At 65.1% G+C, this 21,280-nt stretch carries 16 protein-coding genes and 1 pseudogene; 10 read left to right on the plus strand and 7 right to left on the minus strand.

Features of this window, described 5'->3' with window-relative positions; all coding sequences use genetic code 11:
- Window positions 1–91 precede the first annotated feature (91 nt).
- The 5 genes and pseudogenes from hslU to HNO52_RS02775 form a co-directional block, all read right to left on the minus strand.
- Window positions 92–1,414, minus strand: a complete 1,323-nt coding sequence (hslU, locus tag HNO52_RS02755; protein WP_197567549.1) for an ATP-dependent protease ATPase subunit HslU — start codon at window positions 1,412–1,414, stop codon at window positions 92–94.
- A gap of 11 nt (window positions 1,415–1,425) precedes the next feature.
- Window positions 1,426–1,944 (minus strand): ATP-dependent protease subunit HslV, encoded by a 519-nt coding sequence (gene hslV / locus HNO52_RS02760; RefSeq protein WP_197567550.1) that lies wholly within the window; start codon window positions 1,942–1,944, stop codon window positions 1,426–1,428.
- Between the two features lie 173 nt (window positions 1,945–2,117).
- On the minus strand, window positions 2,118–2,843 hold the full coding sequence (locus tag HNO52_RS02765; RefSeq protein WP_197567551.1) for an SPOR domain-containing protein: 726 nt from the start codon (window positions 2,841–2,843) through the stop codon (window positions 2,118–2,120).
- Between the two features lie 3 nt (window positions 2,844–2,846).
- Window positions 2,847–4,532, minus strand: a complete 1,686-nt coding sequence (argS, locus tag HNO52_RS02770; protein ID WP_197567552.1) for an arginine--tRNA ligase — start codon at window positions 4,530–4,532, stop codon at window positions 2,847–2,849.
- Window positions 4,533–4,670: 138 nt separating this feature from the next.
- A pseudogene (locus HNO52_RS02775) lies at window positions 4,671–6,909 on the minus strand (primosomal protein N').
- A 183-nt stretch (window positions 6,910–7,092) separates the two neighbouring features.
- Here HNO52_RS02775 and rpmE point away from each other — a divergent pair.
- The 3 genes from rpmE to HNO52_RS02790 all read left to right on the plus strand — a co-directional run bounded on the left by rpmE (window position 7,093) and on the right by HNO52_RS02790 (window position 10,679).
- Window positions 7,093–7,308, plus strand: a complete 216-nt coding sequence (gene rpmE / locus HNO52_RS02780; RefSeq protein ID WP_167112351.1) for a 50S ribosomal protein L31 — start codon at window positions 7,093–7,095, stop codon at window positions 7,306–7,308.
- Between the two features lie 525 nt (window positions 7,309–7,833).
- On the plus strand, window positions 7,834–9,291 hold the full coding sequence (ltrA, locus tag HNO52_RS02785; RefSeq protein ID WP_197567553.1) for a group II intron reverse transcriptase/maturase: 1,458 nt from the start codon (window positions 7,834–7,836) through the stop codon (window positions 9,289–9,291).
- Window positions 9,292–9,407: 116 nt separating this feature from the next.
- Complete coding sequence (locus HNO52_RS02790) at window positions 9,408–10,679, plus strand: malic enzyme-like NAD(P)-binding protein (protein WP_197567554.1); 1,272 nt, start codon at window positions 9,408–9,410, stop codon at window positions 10,677–10,679.
- A gap of 86 nt (window positions 10,680–10,765) precedes the next feature.
- Here HNO52_RS02790 and HNO52_RS02795 read toward each other — a convergent pair whose 3' ends face one another.
- Window positions 10,766–11,515 carry a DUF481 domain-containing protein gene (locus tag HNO52_RS02795; RefSeq protein ID WP_197567555.1) on the minus strand — a complete coding sequence of 250 codons (750 nt, stop codon included), beginning with the start codon at window positions 11,513–11,515 and terminating at the stop codon, window positions 10,766–10,768.
- Between the two features lie 110 nt (window positions 11,516–11,625).
- Window positions 11,626–14,148, minus strand: a complete 2,523-nt coding sequence (locus tag HNO52_RS02800; RefSeq protein WP_197567556.1) for a penicillin-binding protein 1A — start codon at window positions 14,146–14,148, stop codon at window positions 11,626–11,628.
- A gap of 276 nt (window positions 14,149–14,424) precedes the next feature.
- Between HNO52_RS02800 and pilM the strand changes: the two genes are divergently transcribed.
- Genes pilM through aroB form a run of 7 tightly spaced genes read left to right on the plus strand, consistent with a single transcriptional unit; the run spans window position 14,425 to window position 21,023 of the window.
- Window positions 14,425–15,486 carry a type IV pilus assembly protein PilM gene (pilM, locus tag HNO52_RS02805; protein WP_197567557.1) on the plus strand — a complete coding sequence of 354 codons (1,062 nt, stop codon included), beginning with the start codon at window positions 14,425–14,427 and terminating at the stop codon, window positions 15,484–15,486.
- A complete protein-coding gene (locus tag HNO52_RS02810; protein WP_197567558.1) occupies window positions 15,483–16,058 on the plus strand; it encodes a PilN domain-containing protein in 576 nt (191 codons plus the stop codon). Before pilM ends, HNO52_RS02810 begins: the two co-directional genes overlap by 4 nt.
- Window positions 16,055–16,678, plus strand: coding sequence for a type IV pilus inner membrane component PilO (locus tag HNO52_RS02815; RefSeq protein WP_197567559.1), 624 nt, complete (start codon window positions 16,055–16,057; stop codon window positions 16,676–16,678). The genes HNO52_RS02810 and HNO52_RS02815 overlap by 4 nt, the downstream gene beginning before the upstream one ends.
- Entirely contained in the window at window positions 16,675–17,199 is a 525-nt protein-coding gene (locus HNO52_RS02820; protein ID WP_197567560.1) for a pilus assembly protein PilP, read from the plus strand. Before HNO52_RS02815 ends, HNO52_RS02820 begins: the two co-directional genes overlap by 4 nt.
- Window positions 17,200–17,256: 57 nt before the next feature.
- A complete protein-coding gene (locus tag HNO52_RS02825; RefSeq protein WP_197567561.1) occupies window positions 17,257–19,365 on the plus strand; it encodes a type IV pilus secretin PilQ in 2,109 nt (702 codons plus the stop codon).
- Complete coding sequence (gene aroK / locus HNO52_RS02830; RefSeq protein WP_197567562.1) at window positions 19,365–19,907, plus strand: shikimate kinase AroK; 543 nt, start codon at window positions 19,365–19,367, stop codon at window positions 19,905–19,907. Before HNO52_RS02825 ends, aroK begins: the two co-directional genes overlap by 1 nt.
- A gap of 3 nt (window positions 19,908–19,910) precedes the next feature.
- Entirely contained in the window at window positions 19,911–21,023 is a 1,113-nt protein-coding gene (aroB, locus tag HNO52_RS02835) for a 3-dehydroquinate synthase (protein WP_197567563.1), read from the plus strand.
- Window positions 21,024–21,280 lie beyond the last annotated feature (257 nt).

Genomic DNA, 21,280 nt, shown 5'->3' on the forward strand with positions numbered 1-21,280 from the left:
AGCGGCACTGCGAAACAAGAAGAGGGAGAGCATGGCACTGCTTCCCTCTTCATTTCTTCCCTCTTTCCTCTTCGCGCGGTGTAGCCGCGCTTTAAAGAATATACCGCGACAGATCTTCGTCCATGGCCAGCTCGCCGAGCTGGGAGTCGACGTAGGCGGCATCGACGGAAAGGGGACTCCCGAAATCGGCGCCCTTGAACGAGGCGTCTTCCAGGAGTCGCTCCATCACCGTATGCAGGCGCCGTGCGCCGATGTTCTCGGTGCCTTCGTTGACCTTCCAGGCGATCTCGGCGATGCGCTCGATGCCGTCCTCGGTAAACTCGATCTCAAGCCCCTCGGTGGCCAGCAGCGCCTTGTACTGCTTGGTCAGGGCGGCGGAAGGCTCGGTGAGGATGCGCTTGAAGTCCTCCGGCGTCAGCGCCTCGAGCTCGACCCGGATCGGCAGGCGGCCCTGCAGCTCGGGAATCAGGTCGGAGGGGCGCGACAGATGGAAGGCGCCCGAGGCGATGAACAGGATGTGGTCGGTCTTGACCATGCCGTACTTGGTGGACACAGTCGAGCCCTCGATCAGTGGCAGCAGGTCGCGCTGCACACCCTCGCGGGAGACTTCGCCGCCGCTGGATTGGCCGCTGCCCTTGGCCACCTTGTCGATCTCGTCGAGGAAGACGATGCCGTTCTGCTCCACGGCATCGATGGCGCGATGCTTGATCTCCTCCTCGTTGACCAGCTTGGCGGCTTCCTCGTCGCGCAGCAGGGCGAAGGCGTCCTTGACCTTGACTCGTCGGGTCTCGGTCTTCTGCCGGCCCATGTTGGAGAACAGGCTCTGCAACTGGTTGGTCATCTCCTCCATGCCCGGCGGGGTCATGATATCGATGCCCGGCCCCTGCGGGGTGATCTCGATGTCGATCTCCTTGTCGTCGAGGTCGCCCTCGCGAAGCTTCTTGCGGAAGACCTGGCGCGTCGAGCTGTCGCTGCGCGGGCTGTCCTCCTGGCCGCGCGGCGGTGGCAGCAGGGCGTCGAGGATGCGATCCTCGGCGGCGTCCTCGGCGCGGTTGCGTACCTCGTCCTTGGCCTGCTCGCGCACCAGCTTGATGGCGGCCTCGGTGAGGTCGCGGATGATCGACTCCACGTCGCGGCCGACGTAGCCCACCTCGGTGAACTTGGTCGCTTCGACCTTGATGAAGGGCGCGCGGGCGAGCTTGGCCAGGCGCCGGGCGATCTCGGTCTTGCCCACCCCGGTGGGGCCGATCATCAGGATGTTCTTGGGGGTGACTTCAGGGCGCAGGTCGTCGTCGAGCTGCATGCGCCGCCAGCGGTTGCGCAGGGCAATGGCGACGGCGCGCTTGGCGTCCTGCTGACCGACGATGTACTGATCCAGAGCGTGGACGATCTCGCGGGGGGTCATCTGGGACATGGTGGCAGCCCTTAGAGCGTTTCGAGAGTGACGTGGTGGTTGGTGAACACGCAGATGTCGGCGGCGATATCCAAGGACTTCTCGGTGATTTCCGTGGCCGAGAGCTCGGTGTTCTCGAGCATGGCGCGCGCTGCGGCGAGGGCGAAATTGCCTCCCGAACCGATGGCGATGATGCCACGCTCCGGTTCCACCACGTCGCCGTTGCCGGTAATGATCAGTGAGGCGTTCTTGTCGGCCACCGCCAGCAGTGCCTCGAGCCGGCGCAGGGCGCGGTCGGTGCGCCAGTCCTTGGCCAGCTCCACCGCCGCCTTGACCAGGTTGCCCTGGTACTTTTCCAACTGCGCCTCGAAACGCTCGAACAGCGTGAAGGCGTCGGCGGTGCCGCCGGCGAAACCGGCCAGCACCTGGCCGCGATAAAGGCGGCGCACCTTGCTGGCATTGCCCTTCATCACGGTATTGCCCAGCGATACCTGGCCGTCGCCGGCCAGGGCAACCTGGTCACCGCGGCGCACGGAAACGATCGTGGTCATGGAGAGAACTCCGTAACGGGGAGCCTTGGCTCCCGGTGACTTTCGGCGCCCCGCTGCGCCGGGGGCCGTGAATGAGCGTTCAGGTTAGGTGTGGGCAGTGGCCATCGAATTCAAGCGCCGATGAGCAGGGCCGGCGAATCGCAAGGCGATTCCTCGCTGGCGTCGCTCGTTCCTCAGTTGGTGGCGCGGTGTCGCAGCGGCGTGATTCCCTGGGTCGTCATCAGGTCCTCGGCGCGGTTGAGTTCGCGGGTGTCGTCGTAGGGGCCCACCATCACCCGATGCCAGGTCTGGCCATCGGCAGACTGAACCTGACTGACCTGGGCCACCAGGCTCAGGTTGCGCAGGCGCTGGCGCAACTGCTCGGCATCGTCCGACTGGCGAAACGAGGCCGCCTGCAGCATGTAGCGCGTGCCTGCCGGCGCTTCCGCTTCATTGGTCGGTGTGGCATTCACTTCGTCGCGCAGGTTGGCAGCGATCACCTGGGCGATGGGATCGTCGGCCGGTGCCGGCTCGGCGGCGGCGTCGGTGTCGATGGGTGGAGGCACCTCGACCGTTGGTTCCGGCGGTGAGGCGGTCGAGGCGACCTCCTTCGGTGCCACGACCTCCTCGGGAAGCAGGGTATAGAACTCGAAGGTGGGCATGGGCGGTTCGCGCGGCTCGATGGTGGGCGCGGGTTCGCTCACCTCGGAAGGCGTGCGCGGGATCAGCTTGGCCAGCGGCGAGTCGCTACCCGGCTGCCACGGAGCGGTGCCGTGCTGGTGCTGAGCCAGCAGGAAACCCGCAATGAGGCCGCCCAGCCCCCACACCCAGCCGGGCAGGCGGAAGCCCTGGCGCTGGGTGGAGGCGCGCTTGCGGCTGGTAGTGGCGCCACGTTTCTTGGGTGTGCGTTGGGCGGCCATGGCTTACATTTCCTCCGGGGCGCCGACGCCCAGCAGGTCGAGGCCGTTGCGCAGCACCTGGCGTGTGGCCAGGCCCAGGGCCAGACGGGCGTTGCGCAGCTCGTCGTCGTCGACCATGACTTTCACCGCGTTGTAGCAGGAGTGGAACTCCGCAGCGAGATCCAGCAGGTACTGGGCTACCTGCTGCGGCTCGCGGCAGTCAGCGGCATGCGCGACCACCTCGGGGAAGCGCGCCAGTCGGTTCATTACCGCCTTCTCCTGGTCCTCCTCGAGCTTCGCCAGGCTGACCATCGCCAAGTCGTGATCGAAGCCGAGCTCCTGGGCCTTCGCCTTGCGCAGCATGCTGCACACACGGGCGTGAGCGTACTGCACGTAGTAGACCGGGTTGTCGTTGGACTGCGCGCGGGCCAGGTCGATGTCGAAGGTGAGCTGCGAGTCGGCGCGGCGAGCGGCGAGGAAGAAACGCGTGGCGTCGCGACCGACCTCGTCGATCAGGTCGCGTACGGTGACGTAGCTGCCGGCGCGCTTGGAGAGTTTCACCTCGACCCCCGAGCGGGTCACCATCACCATCTGGTGCAGTACGTAGTCGGGCCAGCCCTGGGGAATGCCGATCTCCAGCGCCTGCAGGCCGGCACGTACCCGCATTACCGTGGAGTGGTGATCGGCGCCCTGCTCGTTGATCACCGTGGCGAAGCCACGCTGCCACTTGTTCAGATGATAGGCCACGTCGGGCAGGAAGTAGGTGTAGCTGCCGTCGGACTTGCGCATCACCCGGTCCTTGTCATCGCCGAAGTCGGTGGTGCGCAGCCACAGAGCACCGTCCTGCTCGTAGGTGTGGCCCTTCTCGATCAGCCGCTCGACCGTCTCCTCGACCTTGCCCTCGCGGTAGAGCGAGGATTCCAGGAAATAGACGTCGAAGGAGACGCCGAAGGCCTTGAGGTCGAGATCCTGTTCGCGGCGCAGCCAGGCCACGGCGAAGTCGCGGATGGCGTCGAGGTCATCGGGATCGCTCTTGGCGGTAACGTGGCGATCGTCGGCATGCACCGTCTCGCCGGCCAGATAGTCGTTGGCCACTTCGCTGATGTAGTCGCCGCGATAGCCGTCGGCGGGCCAGGCCTCGTCCTCGGGGGTGAGGCCCTTGACGCGGGCCTGAACGGACAGCGCCAAGTTGACGATCTGGGCACCGGCGTCGTTGTAGTAGAACTCGCGGGTCACGTCGTGACCGGTCGCCTCGAGCAACCGCGAGATGCAGTCGCCGATGGCCGCGCCGCGGCCATGGCCCACGTGCAACGGCCCGGTGGGGTTGGCGGAGACGAACTCCACCTGGACCTTCCGGCCACGCCCGGTCAGGCTGCGACCGAAGGCGTCGCCGGCGTCGAGTACCTGGCACACGACCTGTGCGGCGGCGTCGGCGGCGGCGAAGAAGTTGACGAACCCGGGGCCGGCGATCTCTACCTTGACCACGGCATCGCTCGCCGGCAGGGCGGCCACCAGTGCTTCGGCCAGCTCGCGCGGCTTCTTGCCGGCCGGCTTGGCCAGCATCAGCGCAAGGTTGGTGGCGTAATCGCCATGGGCCTTGTCCTTGGTCGGGTCGACCTTGATGGTCGGTGCGGTGTCGGCGGGCAGCGTGCCCTGCTGCTTGAGCGTGTCGAGGGCGTTCTCGAGCAGGGAGATGATCGTCTCTTTCATGAAGCGGTTATGTCCTGTAGCGGCGGGCGCACGAGGTGATGACGAAGCCTGAGGCACTCGCGAACGAAAAGGCGCGGCCACGAAAATTGGGCTGGTCGGCCATTATCGGCAATTGTGCCCCCGCTTTAAAGGCCGCGTTCAGCTCAGTGTCTGCGGGTCGACGTCCAGCGACCAGCGCACCCGGCGCGCCTCGGGCGATGCCTCGAGCCAGGCGGTCAGTTGAGCGCAGGCCGCGTGCAACTGGCTGCGCCGGCCGGCGCTCAGCATCAACTGGACATGGTAGCGGTTCTGGCGCCGCTCCATGGGTGCAGGCACCGGGCCCAGGCAGCTCACGTCGGGGGCGTGCTCGCCGGTCCACGGTCGCAGCATGGCCGCCGCCTCGCGGCCAAGCGTCATGGCGGCCTCCTCGCGAGGGCTCTCCAGGCGCAGCAGTGCCAGAAAGCGGAAGGGCGGCAGGGCGGCGGCGCGGCGTTCGGCGAGCAGCTGCTCGGCCAGCGCATCGTAGCCGCGCTCGGCGAGCAGCCGCAGGTGCGGGTCGTCGGTGTGCAGGGTCTGAACCAGCACGCGACCGGGGTGCGCGGCGCGGCCGGCGCGGCCGGCTACCTGGATCAGCAGCTGGGCGCTATGCTCCAGGGCGCGGAAGTCGCTGGCATAGAGCCCGGCGTCGGCATTGACCACCACTACAAAGGGTGACATGGGGCAAGTGATGCCCCTTGGCCAGCATCTGGGTGCCCACCAGCAGGCAGGGCTCGCCGCGCCTGACCTCAGCGAGCGTCTGCTCGAAGGCGTCGCGGCGGCGAGTGCTGTCGCGGTCAATGCGGTGAACCGGCACCTTGGGGAATAGTGCCGCCAGGGTCTCTTCGGTGCGTTCGGTGCCGCTGCCCAACGGGCGCAGGTCGGCACTGCCGCAGCCGGGGCAGGCGTCCGGCACCGGGCGGTGCTTGTCGCAATGGTGGCAAGCCAGCATCGGCGGCTGGCGGTGCAGGGTCATGTGCGCGTCGCAGTGGTCGCAATCGGCCATCCAGCCGCAGGTGTGGCAGGCCAGGGTAGGCGCGAAGCCGCGGCGGTTGATGAACACCAGAACCTGATGGCCGGCTTCGAGCGACTCGCGAATCGCTTCGATCGCCGGCGGAATCAGGCCGCCCTGGCGTGGGCGGCCGCGCAAGTCGATCAGCTCCAGCCGAGCCGGGGCGTGTCGGCTGGCGCGCCGGGTCAGGTGCAGGTGGCGATAATTGCCGCGCTCGGCATGGTAGAGGCTTTCCAGCGACGGCGTGGCGCTGCCCAGCAGCAGCGGGATGGCATGATGCTTGGCACGCGCCACGGCCAGGTCGCGGGCATGGTAGCGCAGCCCCTCCTGCTGCTTGAACGAGCCGTCGTGCTCCTCGTCGACGATGATCGCACCAGGCCGTGCCAGCGGCGTGAAGATCGCCGAGCGGGTACCGATGACGATCGGCGCACGACCGCTGGACACTGCTTCCCAGGCATCCAGGCGCTCGTTGTCGGTTAGCCCCGAGTGCAGTGCCACCACCGGCACCCGGAAGCGTTTGCGAAAGCGTGCCAGGGTCTGTGGCGTCAGGCCGATCTCCGGTACCAGCAGCAGGGCCTGGCGGCCACGGGCGACAACCGCCTCGATCAGTTGCAGGTAGACCTCGGTCTTGCCGCTGCCGGTCACGCCGTGCAGCAGGCAAGGGTGAAAACCGTCGAGGCGCTCGTGCAGAGCCGCCAGCGCCGTGACCTGTTCGCGGTTGAGTGGCAGTGCCGGCTCGGCCAGCAGTTGCTCGGTGGCAGGTTCGGCGGCGCTCAGGGGAATCTCCTGCCGGGCAATGAATTCCTTTTCCACCAGCGCCAGCAGTTGCTCGCGCGAAAAGCCCTGGGCCACTACCGCCTGGGTGGGTAGTCCATGGGCATGCTGCCGCAGCATGCCCAGCAACTCGGCCTGGCGCGGCGCACGCCGCAGGCGCGGGTCGTCATCGCAGGGGGGCGCCAAGGCCTGCCAATGTTCACGCATGCGTCCGGCCAGGGGGCGGCCCTGGCGCAGCAGCACGGGCAGGGCCTGATGCAGGGTATCGCCGAGCGAATGCTGGTAGTAGCGTGCAGTGAAACGGCACAGCCACAGCCAGTCCTCGGGCAGCGGCTCGGCGTCCAGCCAAGCCTCCACCGGCTTCAGCCGGTCCAAGGGGAAATCGCTTCGATCGCCGCACTCCATGACTATGCCGACCATCTGCCGACGACCGAACGGCACGCGCACGCGTAGGCCGGGCTGCCAGCCTCCGGGCGGCGCTTCACGGCTCGGGCGGTAGTCGAACAGGCGTCTCAGGGGGGTGGGAATCGCCACGCGCAATACGCGAGGCGGCAACGAAGAGATGGTGTCTGGCAATTTGCCTCCGGCGTCGACTCTGCTAGAATATCCGGCCGTCGTGGCACCTGGCTCGTGAATCAGGCCTGGCGGCTACCGGTTGGTTGAACGACTTAACGTTGGACGAGTAGCGACGACAGACAACCCTGTATGCGGTGCCTGGCAATGGATCAGGTGGCGGCATACCGCTCCATGAGGCTCAAGATGAAACAAGGTATTCACCCGGATTACAAGATGGTCACCGCGACTTGCTCCTGCGGCGCGACCTTCGAGGTTGGCACCACTGCCGGCCATGACCTGTCACTGGATGTCTGTTCCCAGTGCCACCCCTTCTACACCGGCAAGCAGAAGCAGGCGACCACTGGTGGTCGCGTCGAACGCTTCAACAAGCGCTTCGGTGCCGCCGTCAAGCGTGGCTGATTCGCCCTCGCAGCGACACGGTATCGCCCCGGAAACCCGCCTTCACGGCGGGTTTTCTTTTGTGCGCCAGGCATGGCGCGCAGCGCCTGACTGGCGCTGTTCCCGAGAGTGGTGTCTCGGGATGACTTGGGGGTGAAAGTCCCCCTGCACGCCCGGCAAGGGGAAGTGCTAGCCGACGGCAAGGGTGTCTCCCGCGAGGGGGAATCTGAAGGAAGCCTGAGGCAAAACGCTGGCCTGACGAACAGGAAGCGGATACAAGGCGGCATGGCGGGGTGAGGTGTCAAGAGTCACTAAAGCCCAATACTTGCACGGAACGCCATGGCGTAAATCCGACAGGCATAAGCGGGAAGGTCGCGCGTCTTACCCTGGGAGGTCTGGTGGTCTGCCACGGTGCTACCGGCGTCGAGAGGCGACGGGATGGGCTATCAGACGTCAGCAGAGGCCATAGTAAGTGCCGATTCACCACGGCACCAGGGGCCGAACATGAGGAACCGCGAGTAGGCGATGACGTCTCGAGGATCGATCATGAAGACCGAAGCTGGCGCTGATACCGCCACCCACCCAGAGGGGCAGGGGCGGAACCCCGAGCCCCGGCCGGTGGGCGTCGAGACGGTTCCGGCGTCGTCATCGTGGACGAAAGCGGAGCCCGACCCGCTCATGGAGGCCGCGCTAGAGAAGGCCAACATGGCGCGGGCTTACCGTAAGGTGGTCGCCAACAAAGGCGCACCGGGTGCCGACGGCATGACGGTGCACCAACTGGCAGATCACTTGAAACAGCACTGGCCAACGCTGCGTGAGCGGCTGCTGACCGGTGAGTACCACCCCAGCCCGATCCGAGCCGTCGAGATCCCCAAGCCCAAGGGCGGGACGCGACAGCTCGGCATCCCCACGGTCACCGACCGGCTGATCCAGCAGGCGCTGCTGCAGGTGCTGACGCCGCTCTTCGATCCGGGTTTTTCCGAATCGAGCTACGGTTACCGCCCGAAGCGCAGCGCCCAGCAGGCCGTCTCGGCCATGAAGACCCATGTCACTGCCGGCCACCGCTGGGTGGTCGTCCTCGACCTGGAAGCCTTCTTCGACCGAGTGAACCACGATCTGCTGATGGCGCGGGTCGCGCGCCGCGTTCGCGACAAGCGGGTGCTGCGCCTGATCCGCCGCTACCTGGAAGCCGGGATGTTCCAGCACGGCCTGACCACGCCGCGCCGGCAGGGTACGCCCCAAGGCGGACCGCTGAGTCCGCTGCTGGCCAATATCCTGCTGGATGACGTGGACAAGGAACTGGAGTGCCGCGGCCACCGCTTCTGCCGCTACGCCGACGACGTGCAGGTATACGTCAGGAGTCGGCGGGCAGGCGAGCGCGTCATGGCCAGCCTGAGTGACTATCTCGATAACTCACTCCGGCTCACGGTCAATCGCGACAAGAGCACGGTGGACCGGCCGTGGCACCGTGGCTATCTGGGCTACGCGTTGACCCGGCACAAGCGGCCGAAGCTGACGTTGGCCAAGGCCAGCCTGCAGCGTCTGATGCAGCGTGTCCGGGATATCCTCAAGCGCGGCAAGGGGCGCAACATCCGACGAGTGATCGAAGAACGGATCCCGGTCCTGCGGGGCTGGGCCAGCTACTTCAGCTTCGTCGATGTGAAGCGCCCGCTGGAAGCGTTGGACCAATGGATACGGCGCCGATTGCGCTGCGTGATCTGGCGGCAATGGAAGCGATCCGGCACCCGGCGCCGGAAACTCCTTGCGCTGGGCCTGGACGACACGCGAGCCTGGAAGTCAGCGGGTAACGGTCGAGGCCCCTGGTGGAATGCAGGCGCCTCGCACATGAATCAGGCCCTGCCAACGCCCGGTGGTGTGGGAGGGCGCCGGGGGCAACCCCGGCCCCTACCCGATTGTTCCTGGTTCGTTTCTTCAGTCAGGGTACGAGGCAAGGATAAGGAAAGGGTTATGGCTGCGATGAATGATATAAGTTGCAGCAAATAGCATCGAATGGTCATGAAAGCACTTAGAAAATGCACGAACGGGCGTTTTGTTGAGCTGTGGAATCTTTTTCTATATTGTAGGTGGCCCCTCCCAAAGATGAATACCGGATTCTCAGCATGACAGACGCCAAGAAGCAGGCAGCGCTGGATTATCACGCCAAGCCGATTCCCGGAAAGCTCTCCGTGGAGCTGACCAAGCCCACCGCTACCGCCCGTGATCTCTCCCTTGCCTATAGTCCTGGTGTCGCCGAGCCTGTTCGCGAGATCGCCCGTGACCCCGAGAATGCCTATCGCTATACCGGTAAGGGCAATCTGGTGGCAGTGATCTCCGACGGCAGTGCCATCCTGGGTTTGGGCAACCTGGGGCCGCTGGCCAGCAAGCCGGTCATGGAGGGCAAGGGGGTGCTGTTCAAGTGCTTCGCGGGGATCAACTCGGTGGACGTCGAAGTCAACGCCGAGAGCCCGCAGGCCTTCATCGATACCGTAGCGCGCATTGCCGATACCTGGGGAGGTATCAATCTCGAGGACATCAAGGCACCCGAGTGCTTCGAGATCGAGCAGGCGCTCATCGAGCAGTGCAGCATTCCCGTATTTCACGACGATCAGCACGGCACCGCCATCGTCACCGCGGCCGGCATGCTCAATGCGCTGGAGATCGCCGGCAAACGTCTGGAAGAGGCCAGGATCGTCTGCCTTGGCGCCGGGGCTGCTGCCATCGCCTGCATGAAATTGCTGGTGGCTTGCGGCGCTCGCTCGGAGAACCTGGTGATGCTCGACCGGCGCGGCGTGATTCATGCCGGTCGCGAGGGACTCAACCCCCACAAGGCGGTATTCGCGGTGGATACCGATAAGCGCACGCTGGACGATGCCATCGATGGCGCTGACGTCTTCATCGGGTTGTCCGGTCCCAACCTGATGACCGCCGAGCACATGCGCAAGATGGCGCCGAATCCCATCGTCTTCGCCTGCACCAACCCCGATCCCGAGATCCAGCCCGACGTGGCGCGCGAGGCGCGGCCCGACGTGATAATGGCCACCGGTCGTTCCGACTATCCCAACCAGGTCAACAACGTGCTGGGTTTCCCTTTCATCTTCCGTGGTGCACTGGACGTGCGCGCCACGCGAATCAACGAAGAGATGAAAGTCGCTGCCGTACACGCGCTGAAGGATCTGGCCCGCGAGCCGGTGCCCCAGGTTGTGCTCGATGCCTACGAACGCGATCACATGGAGTTCGGCCCCGAGTACATCATCCCCACGCCGGTCGACGTACGCCTGCTGGAGCGCATTCCGGCAGCGGTAGCCCAGGCCGCGGTGGACTCCGGCGTGGCGCGTCGTCCCTATCCGGCCCACTACCCGCTGAAAACGGTGGACGACGTCTACGGTAGCTGATCGTCCGACTCGGCATTGCCACGAACGACTGCGCCGGCCTTAGGGCCGGCGCAGTCGTTCGTGGCTTCGTTGCGTTTCGTCGCAGGCTACCAGGTATAAAGAAGAGTCGCGTTGGTGGTCTGGTCGGTATTCGCGTCCGCCGTCGCCGGTGGGTCGGAGTCGTGCTTGATCTCGTGCGAGAGTCGCAGCGACAGGCGAGAGTTGAGCCGGGCGGTGAGTGATGATACCGACCTCGTCGTAGTGTTCTCGTCGGTCGCTTCCACCGACATTTCCTGGCGCACATGGGAATACTCGGAAAACGTCCACTGGTAGTCGAGTGCGCTGTAGATGACCCCCAGATTATTGTTCTCGGCGCCGTCGATCCGATCATGGCGATATCCCGGGCCGGCCTCGAGCGATAGCCGATGGGGATCGCGGTCGATCACTTGTCGTCCGTAGCCGCCGATGGTGGTGAATTGCTGGTCGTAGCCGCTGAAGCGATCCTTCTCCCAGCGGGCGAAGCCGAAGAGGTAGTGGGGGCCGTCGAAGTCATAGCGCTCGCGTCCGGAAATCAGGTACTGCTCGGCGCTGGTGTCCTCGTTGCGGGAAACATTGCGCACCTCGCCGCGCAGGGTATGCGTCCAGGAGCGGCTGGTCAGCCAGGTCAGTCGGCTCTTGCCGATCAATGTCTGGCTGTCGGTGTTGCCTCTGAGTTGGGTGTAACCGAACTCGGCTTCGCCGCTGAAGGTGGGGCTGTCTTCCTCGGGTTGCGGGGGGGCATAGAAGATGCTGGCGGCAAGGGCGGTGCCCGGCAATAGCGCCAGGCCAATGACGCTCCATGGCATCAATCGTGACATAGCAACGAACCTGTCCTGTTGTCCCGATAGCGGGCCGCCTCGTGAAGCGGCTGTATGGCGTTGGCAAGACGGGGAGCCGCGTCCTTGCTGCCCCCCAGGTTACATTCGTATCAGAAGATCGCTTCGTAGCTGCCTGTGCCCTGCGAGCCGCTACGCTGCTCTATCTCCTGCTCGATGCGATGCGGTTCCATGTCCGGCAGATGGTCGGGGTGGAAGATCTCGGAGATCCCGCCCGACTGCCCTTCGCTCAGGCGCCGTCCGGTCTGTTCGTCGACGCGCGCCGTGACCAGTTGCTCGGGCGGCTCCGGCATGGCCTCGGGCCTGCCTTCCAGCGCATTGCCCATGAAGTCGATCCAGATCGGCAGGGCGGCGTTGCCGCCATATTCAGCGATCGATTCATTGTCATCCTTGCCGACCCACACGGTGGTCACCAGCTCATCATTGTAGCCGGCAAACCAGCCGTCGCGCTGATCGTTGGTCGTGCCGGTCTTGCCTACCACGTCGCTGCGGTTGAGCGACAGGGCAGCACGTCCGGTTCCGCTTTCGATCACGTCGCGCAGCATGTCGCGCAGAATATAGACCGCGGTTGGGTCTGCCACGCGGGGTGCCACGTCGTAGCGCTTGCCGTCGACCTCGACCTCGGTCTGGCCTTCGCGGCAGTCACGACAAGCGATGGCCGGGCGAGCCTCGCTGATGACTTGATCGTCGCTGCCACGGGTGACGCGCTCGATGAACCAGGGGGAGACCTGAAAGCCGCCGTTGGCCAGCACGGCATAGGCATTGGTCATTTCCAGCGGAGTCAGGCTGGCGCTGCCCAGCGCCAGCGACAAGCCATGCGGCAGCCGGCTGGGGCTGAAGCCGAACCCTTCCAGGTACTCGATGGTGTTGTCGAGCCCCAGGGTCTGCAGGACGCGAATCGTGACCAGGTTGCGCGAGCGCGCGAGTGCCACGCGCAGGCGGGTCGGGCCGAGGAAGTCGCCGCTGGAGTTTACCGGACGCCACAGACTGCTGCCGTCGTGCATGACCACCGGGGCGTCGTTGACCACGGTAGAAGCGGTCATCAACCCGGTATCCAGTGCCGCCAGGAAGACGAAGGGCTTGAAGATCGAGCCCGACTGCCGCTGCGCCTGCACTGCGCGATTGAACTTGCTGGCATTGAAACTGAAGCCGCCCTGTAGGGCGAGGATGGCGCCGGTTCGAGGGGCCATCACGACGATCGAGCCCTCGGCGCCAGGGCGTTGCGAGAGCCGCCAGCTGCCGTCCTCTCGCTTGAGGATGCGTACTAGGTCGCCGGTGGTGGCGATCGCGGCGGCAGAGGAGGGTTCGGATCCGCGAGCCCGCGGGCTGCGGTATTCGCGGGCCCAGCTCAGGCCGTCCCAGTCGAGGGTGGCTAGCTCGCCGTCGCGCGTCAGCACGCGCATTTCTCGGTCCTCGCTCTGCACCACGATGGCGGGCTGCAGCGGGCCGTAGCCCGGCGTACGTTCCAGTACTCGCAACCAGTTGCTGACGTCGCCGTCGATACCCTCGACTCTCGTCTGGCTGCGCTCAGCCGCCTGTCGGGCGGTTTCCATGATCTCGGGAGACTCGTCGAGTTCCTCCTCCAGCCCGCGTCGTTCAGTACGCTCCTGCGCTTCGGCGAGACTGGCGGGAATGTCGCGCTCCTCCGGTCCGCGCCAGCCGTGACGAGTGTCGTAGTCGATCAGACCGCGAGCCAGGGCCTGCTGGGCGAAGGGCTGCAGGTCGCTGTCCAGGGTGGTGTGGATACGGTAACCGCCGGTATAGGCATCCTCGCCGAAGCGCTCGATGGCATATTGGCGTGCCATTTCCGCCACGTAGTCAGCATCGACTTCGACCTGGGCCACGTAGCGGCGGGCGGTGGTCGGCTCCTGGACGGCTTCCTCGTAGGTTTCCTGGTCGATGTGACCGAGCTCGCGCATGCGGTAGAGGATCCAGTTGCGGCGAATCAACGAGCGTTCGGGGTTGGCCAGCGGATTGAACGAAGACGGTGCCTTGGGCAGGCCGGCGATCATTGCCTTCTGCGCCAGGGTGAGTTCGTCGAGCGGCTTGTTGTAGTAGACCTCGGCAGCGGCGGCGATACCGTAGGCGCGATGGCCGAGAAAGATCTTGTTGACGTAGAGCTCGAGGATTTCTTCCTTGGACAGGATCTTCTCCATCTGCAGCGCCAGGAGAATCTCGCGAATCTTGCGGGTGAAGGTTCGATCGAGCGTCAGCAGGTAGTTGCGCGCCACCTGCATGGTGATGGTGGAGCCGCCCGACTGTATGTCGCCGCTGGCGGCGAGTTCCAGGGCGGCACGCGCCAGGCCCTTGGGGTCGACGCCGCGATGGTCGAAGTAGGAGGCGTCTTCGGCGGCCAGCAGGGCCTGGATGAAATCTTCGGGAATCTCGTCGAAGGAGACCGCCATGCGCCGTTCCTCACCGTACTCGCCGATCAGCTTGCCGTCGCGGGTGAAGATGCGCAGTGGCGTATGCAGCTCGAAATCCTGCAGCTGGCGGACGTCGGGCAGGCCCGGAGAGAAATAAAGTGCCGCGCCGGCCACGCTGAGCAGGGCCGCGGCGGACAGCGATACCAGCAGCCAGAAGGCCGAGAGAACCAGGGTTTTGATCCACTTCATGAAAAGGCGTTATCCGTGGTGAGAGCAGGAAGGGGATGGCGATGAAAGAGAGCCTTCACTGGCGTGGTGGCCATTATAGAGAACCTGAGCCGCTCGCCACCAGCGTTGAGGCAGCACCCCGACCAACTTTGTGTGCAGTGGCGAAATATCATGTAACCTCATCCCTAGTCATGCGAGTATGATCTTCCTCAGCCTCCATGCTCAGGCACGCAAGGCATACAAGAGCAAGATTATAACTAGCGTTTAACGCGACGGCTTACGCAAGGGCAACGATTGATGCGACTCGGACCCTCCGGAAAGGGGTTGATCGGTGTCGATATTACCTCGGCAACGGTCAAGCTGATCGAGCTCAAGCGGGTGGGCTCCCATTACCAGATCGAAAGCTATGCCGTCAGGCCATTGCGCGAAGGTGCCGTGGTCGAACGTCGCATTCGCGACATGGGCGAGGTGGCCGATGCGCTGCGGCGTGCGGTCGAGAGCGCCAGGCCGTCCTCCCGGCTCGCTGCGGCCGCAGTGCCGGCCAGCGCCGCCATCACCAAGACCCTGACGTTCCCCGCTTCGCTCAACGATGACGAGATCGAAGCGCGTATTCAACTCGAATCAGACAAGCACATACCGTTTCCGTTCAGCGAAGTCGCCTTCGACTTCCAGCGCCTGGGGCTCAATGCCCGCTATGGCGACCAGCAGGACGTTCTGCTGGTCGCCTGTCGCCAGCAGGACGTCAACCAGCTCACCGATGCCCTGCATCAGTCCGGCCTGGTGCCGGCGGCGGTGGATGTCGAGACCTTCGCCATGGAGCGTGCCTTCGGTGAGTTGCGCCAACAGCTGCCGCCGGCCGCCGGCGACGATGACTGCGTGGCACTGGTCGACATCGGGGCTACCATGAATGCCTTCCACGTACTGCGCGGCGGGCGCATCGTCTATAGCCGAGACACCGTATTCGGCGGACGCCAGCTCACCGAGGAGATCAGGTCGCGTTATGGGTTGACGCTGGAGGAGGCCGGCTTGGCCAAGAAGCGTGGCGGCCTGCCGGAGGATTACCGGACCAGCGTGCTCGAGCCTTTTATCGATACCTTGGTCCAGCAGGTGGGGCGCTCGCTACAGCTCTATTACACGGCGGGGCGCAAGCACGAGGTACGTCGCATGGTGCTGGCCGGTGGGTCGAGCGTCATTCCCGGCCTTGCCGAACGACTCGCTCGCGAGAGCGCGATGCAGGTAGTCATCGCCAACCCCTTCCTGCGCATGAGGATCAACTCCCGCATCGATGTTCAGACCCTGGCCAGCGATGCGCCGGCCATGGTGACCGCATGCGGCCTTGCCATGAGGTCGCCGACATGAGCATCGAAATCAATCTGCTGGCCTGGCGCGAGCAACAGCGAGCGCGGCGCAGCCGCCATTTCTATCTGGCCCTGGTGGTCATGGCACTGCTCGGCGCAGCGGGTGGCCTGGGGCTGACCTACTTCTACGACGCCGAGATGGATGCCCAGCGTAAGCGCAATGCACACATTCTCGAACGCATGCAGCAACTCGAAGGCGATATTCGCTCGATCGACGAGTACGAGGCCATCCGCGAGCGCATGATCGGCCAGGTTCAGGTCTTCAGTGCCCTGCAGCAGGGACGCTCGCAGACGGTGCGCATCTTCCGTGACCTCACCTTGAGCCTGGTCGATGGCGTGCACTACACCCAGATGAGCCGCCAGGGCGACCAGTTGCGCCTGACCGGGCGCGCCGATAGCAACCACCGTGTCTCGGAGCAGATGCGGGCCCTGGATAGCGCACCCGCCTTTTCCGAGCCGGTACTGTCGGAGGTCGAGTCGGATGGCGGTGAGCGGCGGCGCTTCAGTCTTAGCGTGACGCAGCTCACGGAAGGTGCGCCGGGCATGCAGGAAGAAAAGGGAGGCGAAGAATGAACCTGCGGGCCGAGATGCGTCGCCTCCGCGAGCTCGACTGGCGCGGGCTTGACCTGAAGGAGTCGGGCTCCTGGCCGCTGCTGCTGCAATGGCTCTGTTGCCTGCTGGTGCTGGGCCTGACCTTTGCCGGTACGCACTGGTACCTGGCCGGCCCCAAGGCGGACGAACTGCAACGCGCCGAAGCGGAAGAAGAGCGGCTGCTGCTCGACTATCGCAATCGTGCTGCTCAGGCTGCGCGACTGCCCGACATGCTCGAGCAGATGGCAAAGCTCGAGTCGCGCATGGACGAGCTCATGGCAATGCTGCCTTCGGGGGCGGAGATTCCTTCGCTGATCGACAGTATCAGCGAGAGTGCCCTCGACCACCGCCTGACCATCGACTTCATTCGTCTGCGCAGTACCGTCGAGCGTGACTTCTATATAGAGCGCCCGTTCGATCTCCAGGTGAAAGGCGACTACCACCATATCGCAGGCTTTCTCGCCAGCGTGGCCGCCCTGCCGCGTATCGTGACGCTGCATGATTTCGTGCTGGCGCCGGTGGAGGATAGCGATCGCCTGAGCCTGTCGATGCTGGCGCGCACCTACAGCTATCGGCCGCTGGGCGAGGAGGAGGAGCAATGAAGCGGCGCTCGACGATAGTCCTGCTGGCCTTGCTGCTGGCGGGTTGTGCCGATCCCCGGCTGGGTGAGCTGGATAGCCGCCTGAGCGATATTCGCACCAACCCGGGGGCGCCGCGAGTGCTGGAAATGCCGGAAGTACCCAGCTATGAGTCGACTCCCTACCAGGCCAGCGATCATCGTAGCCCTTTCCGGCCGCAGTTGCCGGAGCCGGAGGAGATGCCGGCGGGCAGCAGTGACCTGGCTCCCGACCTCGAGCGGGCCCGCGAACCGCTCGAGGCGTTTGACCTCGAAGCGCTGAGGCTGGTGGGCATACTGACCATGGGTGGTCAGACCCATGCGCTGGTCAGGGCGCCGGAGGGAGAGGTGTACCGGTTGCGCCCCGGAAACTACCTGGGTCGGAACCATGGCCGCATCGTCAGCATCACCGATTCGACGGTACAGCTGGTGGAGCTGGTGCCCACCGGAGGGGGGGGGTGGATGGAGCGCACGACAAACTTGGCTTTGGAAGAGACGAGGCGCTGAAAACATTGCGTCAGCTTGTGGCAGGGCACTGGCAACAGGCAGGGGAGTAGGGCAACGATGAAACAAGTGATTCGCACATTGGCGGTACTCTGCCTGGCTTTGGCGGCGGTGCCTGCCCTGGCGGCGACCACGCTGACGGATCTGGATTTTCGCCAGGGCGAGCGCGGCGAACTGCTGATCGACCTGACCTTCAGCGGGGGCGTGCCGGAGGTCCGCGGCTATCGGCTCGACGAGCCGGCGCGACTGACCATCGATCTGACGGATACCGCCAATGCGCTGGAGCGTCGCCACATCGACCTGGGTATCGGGGGGGTCGAGCAGGTCACGGCGCTGGAGGCGGGATCGCGCACGCGCCTGGTCTTCAATATGGAGGGCCCGCTGCCCTATGCCACAATGCAACAGGGCGACCGCCTGAGGCTGGCCATTGGCGGCAATGCCTCCGCCGCGGTCGCGAGCGCCGAACCGTCTACTCCTGATCGGCCTGCAACGACTGCTGGCACCGAGCCAACCATCAGTGATATCGACTTCCGTCGCGGCGAGGAAGGCGCGGGCCGCCTGGTCGTCACCTTCGACCGTGCCGGCGTCGATACCAGGGTGCGAGAAGCGGGCAGCAATCGCATCGTGGCCGAGCTCGTTGGCGTCGAGCTGCCGCAAGCGCGCAACCAGGTGCTCGACGTGAGCGACTTCGGTACGCCGCTGCGACGTATCACGCCGCGTGCCGGTCGCGACGGCGTCACCTTGGAGATCGAAGGCAGCGGCGAGTTCGCCATGTTCTCGACCCAGAGCGGGCGGCAGCTCATTATCGAAGCCCAGCCCGTCACCCAGCAGCAGCGCGAGCAGCGCGTCCAGCAGTTCCCCTATACCGGGGAGCGTATAACGCTCAACTTCCAGGACATTGAAGTACGCTCGGTTCTGGCAATCATCGCCGACTTCACCGGGCTCAACCTGGTGGCCAGTGACAGCGTGACCGGCCAGGTGACGCTCAATCTGCAGGACGTGCCCTGGGATCAAGCCCTCGACCTGGTGCTCAAGAGCCATGGCCTGGCCAGTCGCCAGGAAGGCAACGTGATCGTGGTGGCGCCGGCCAGTGAGCTGGCCAACATCGAGCGTCAGGAACTCGAGACGCGAGCCCAGGCGGAGACGCTGGCGCCGCTGGTGTCGGAGTACGTCCAGGTCAAGTACGCCCGGGCCGAAGACCTGGCTCAGTTGCTGCGCGGCGGTGAGGGGTTCGGTCTGCTCTCGGAGCGTGGCCGCGTGGCGGTGGATGCACGCACCAACATGCTGCTGATCCAGGATACCGCCGAGCAGATTCAGGAGATCCTCGCCACGCTCGGCCAGCTCGACGTGGCCGTGCGCCAGGTGCAGATCGAAGCGCGTATCGTCATAGCGCGAGACGGCGTGACTCAGGAGCTCGGCGTCAATTGGGGAGCCTCCGGTGGCGGTAGCCGGTTCAATCTGGGCGGCGCGTCGACCGGTACCCCGATTGCCGGCTACGGTGACGGCCTCACCGGCCAGCGCGACGGCCGAGGGCAGTTCACCGGTGAGTTCGACGATCCTACCGGCAGCCGCTTCCAGCGCGGCGGGCTGGCGGTCGACCTGGGCAGTGCCAATCCCATGACCAGCTTCAGCTTCGGTTACCTCTCGGGCGATATCCTGCTCGACCTGGAGCTGCGTGCACTGGAGAGCGAGAACAAGAGCCAGACCATCTCGCAGCCGCGGGTGATCACCGCCAACCAGCGCAAGGCGACCATCATCCAGGGTGAGGAGCGCGCCTACCAGTCCATCGGCGAGGGCAATGTGCCGCAGACCGAGTTCAAGGAGGCCGAGCTGTCGTTGGAGGTGACGCCGCAGATCACTCCCGACAATCGCATCATCATGGATCTGGTGATCAAGAACGACAGTTTCCGCGAGGCCGCGCCGGGGCAGGCGCCGCCGATCGACACCAACCGTATCGAGACCCAGGTGCTGGTCAACAACGGCGAGACGGTGGTGTTGGGCGGCATTCTCACCACCGAACAACTGAGCCGCCTGGCCAAGACCCCGTTCTTCGGCGACCTGCCTGTGCTGGGTAGGCTTTTCCGGTACAATGAGTCGAGCAACCAGAAAGTGGAGCTGTTGGTGTTCATCACTCCACGGATACTCGAGGACGGCCTGGCGATTCGCTGATGCAGGATTTGCCCAATCTGATATTGGTCGGCCCCATGGGGGCCGGCAAGAGCACCATCGGCCGCCTTCTGGCGGCCGAGCTTTCACGTGAGTTCCTCGACAGCGACCACGAAATCCAGGCGCGCTGTGGTGCCGATATTCCGTGGATCTTCGACGTCGAGGGCGAGGAGGGCTTTCGTCTGCGCGAAGTGCAGATGATCGAGGAGCTGACCGGGCTCGAGGGCGTGGTCCTCGCCACCGGTGGCGGAGCGGTGCTGCGCGAGCAGAATCGTCGACGCCTGCGTGAAAGGGGTAGCGTGATCTACCTGTTCACCACCGTCGAGCAGCAGCTCAAGCGCGTCGCCAAGGATCGCAATCGTCCTCTGCTGCAGCGCCCCGATCGCGAGCAGGTGCTGCGCGAGATGTTCGATTTGCGCGACCCACTCTATCGCGCCACGGCCGATATCGTGGTGCGCACCGACCGGCGCAGCCCGCGGGCAGTGGTCAACGAGATCGTGCGTCGCGTGCAGCGACTGGTCGACCCCCTACAAGCCAAGGCCTGAACCATGTCAAAGAGTGAACCCTCCTCGAGCCGGCGCAGCCTGCAGGTGGCGCTCGACGAGCGCAGCTACCCCATCCATATCGGCCCTCGGTTGCTTGGCGATCCCGCCTGGCTCACGCCCTACCTGGCCGGGCAACAGGTCATGGTCGTCACCAACGAAACGGTGGCGCCCCACTACCTGGCGCGGCTACGCGAAGGGCTCCCCGCGGAGTTGACGGTGCGCGAGCTGATCCTGCCCGACGGGGAGTCGACCAAGACGTTCGCCAGCGTGGCCCGTATCTGGGATGCCCTGCTCGAAGCCGGTTTCAACCGCCGCTGCACGCTGATTGCCCTGGGGGGCGGCGTGATCGGCGACATGGTCGGCTTCGCTGCCGCCTGCTATCAGCGCGGCGTGGGCTTCATCCAGGTGCCGACGACCCTGCTGTCTCAGGTGGACTCCTCGGTGGGCGGGAAAACCGGCGTCAACCATCCGCGCGGCAAGAACATGATCGGTGCCTTCTGGCAGCCGCGCGCGGTACTGGTCGATACCGACACCCTGCTGACGCTGCCGGAGCGGGAGCTCTCGGCGGGCCTGGCCGAGGTGATCAAGTACGGACTGATCCGTGATGCCGAGTTCCTGGCCTGGCTCGAGGACGAGATGTCGGCGCTGAGGGCGCTGGAGCCGCAGGCACTAGCGTGGGCCATCGAACGCAGCTGCCAGCTCAAGGCTGACATCGTCGCCGAGGATGAGACCGAGCAGGGCGTGCGTGCCCTGCTCAACCTCGGGCACACCTTCGGTCATGCCATCGAGGCGCACCAGGGCTACGGCAACTGGTTGCATGGCGAGGCGGTGGGGGTGGGCATGCTGATGGCGGTCGAGCTGTCACAGCGTCTCGGCTGGCTGTCCCGAGCCGATGTCGAGCGTACCGCTGCGATAATCGCTGCGGCCGGCTTGCCGCTGACGGCTCCCGCCGACATGGAGGTGGACGATTTTCTCGACCGGATGCGTCTGGACAAGAAGAACGTCGATGCGCGCCTGCGTCTCGTCCTGCTCGAGGCGCTGGGCCGGGCAGTAATTCACGACGAGACGCCCCAGCCGCTGCTGGAGGAGTTGCTGGCGACTTTTCCGCGGCGCTGATTGCGCGCCACGCCCCCCGCTGATTGTTACCACAGCCGATACAGGCCGCACGAAGCGTTTCGTGCGGCCTTTCTTCGTCATGCCTTCCGACTGTCGTCGAGCACCGATGCCTCATGTAGCATCAAATTCGCATGCCTTATGCAGCATCGGTATGGGGAAAATGAGCATATATAGACTAAAGTCTACTTCTTCTTTTCTGACCTCGGAAACTCGCTGGCGTGTGGCGCAAGTCCTTGAGCTGATGGTTTTTTTTACTT

The organism is Halomonas sp. MCCC 1A13316 (genome assembly GCF_014931605.1).
Lineage (GTDB): Bacteria > Pseudomonadota > Gammaproteobacteria > Pseudomonadales > Halomonadaceae > Halomonas.

Coding starts and splice junctions, on each gene's coding strand:
- aroB (WP_197567563.1), top strand. CDS start 19,911: ATGTCAAAGAGTGAACCCTCCTCGAGCCGGCGCAGCCTGCAGGTGGCG.
- hslU (WP_197567549.1), bottom strand. CDS start 1,414: ATGTCCCAGATGACCCCCCGCGAGATCGTCCACGCTCTGGATCAGTAC.
- HNO52_RS02800 (WP_197567556.1), bottom strand. CDS start 14,148: ATGAAGTGGATCAAAACCCTGGTTCTCTCGGCCTTCTGGCTGCTGGTA.
- HNO52_RS02810 (WP_197567558.1), top strand. CDS start 15,483: ATGAGCATCGAAATCAATCTGCTGGCCTGGCGCGAGCAACAGCGAGCG.
- HNO52_RS02815 (WP_197567559.1), top strand. CDS start 16,055: ATGAACCTGCGGGCCGAGATGCGTCGCCTCCGCGAGCTCGACTGGCGC.
- HNO52_RS02820 (WP_197567560.1), top strand. CDS start 16,675: ATGAAGCGGCGCTCGACGATAGTCCTGCTGGCCTTGCTGCTGGCGGGT.
- ltrA (WP_197567553.1), top strand. CDS start 7,834: ATGAAGACCGAAGCTGGCGCTGATACCGCCACCCACCCAGAGGGGCAG.
- pilM (WP_197567557.1), top strand. CDS start 14,425: ATGCGACTCGGACCCTCCGGAAAGGGGTTGATCGGTGTCGATATTACC.
- aroK (WP_197567562.1), top strand. CDS start 19,365: ATGCAGGATTTGCCCAATCTGATATTGGTCGGCCCCATGGGGGCCGGC.
- HNO52_RS02795 (WP_197567555.1), bottom strand. CDS start 11,515: ATGTCACGATTGATGCCATGGAGCGTCATTGGCCTGGCGCTATTGCCG.
- argS (WP_197567552.1), bottom strand. CDS start 4,532: ATGAAAGAGACGATCATCTCCCTGCTCGAGAACGCCCTCGACACGCTC.
- HNO52_RS02790 (WP_197567554.1), top strand. CDS start 9,408: ATGACAGACGCCAAGAAGCAGGCAGCGCTGGATTATCACGCCAAGCCG.
- HNO52_RS02825 (WP_197567561.1), top strand. CDS start 17,257: ATGAAACAAGTGATTCGCACATTGGCGGTACTCTGCCTGGCTTTGGCG.
- HNO52_RS02765 (WP_197567551.1), bottom strand. CDS start 2,843: ATGGCCGCCCAACGCACACCCAAGAAACGTGGCGCCACTACCAGCCGC.
- hslV (WP_197567550.1), bottom strand. CDS start 1,944: ATGACCACGATCGTTTCCGTGCGCCGCGGTGACCAGGTTGCCCTGGCC.
- rpmE (WP_167112351.1), top strand. CDS start 7,093: ATGAAACAAGGTATTCACCCGGATTACAAGATGGTCACCGCGACTTGC.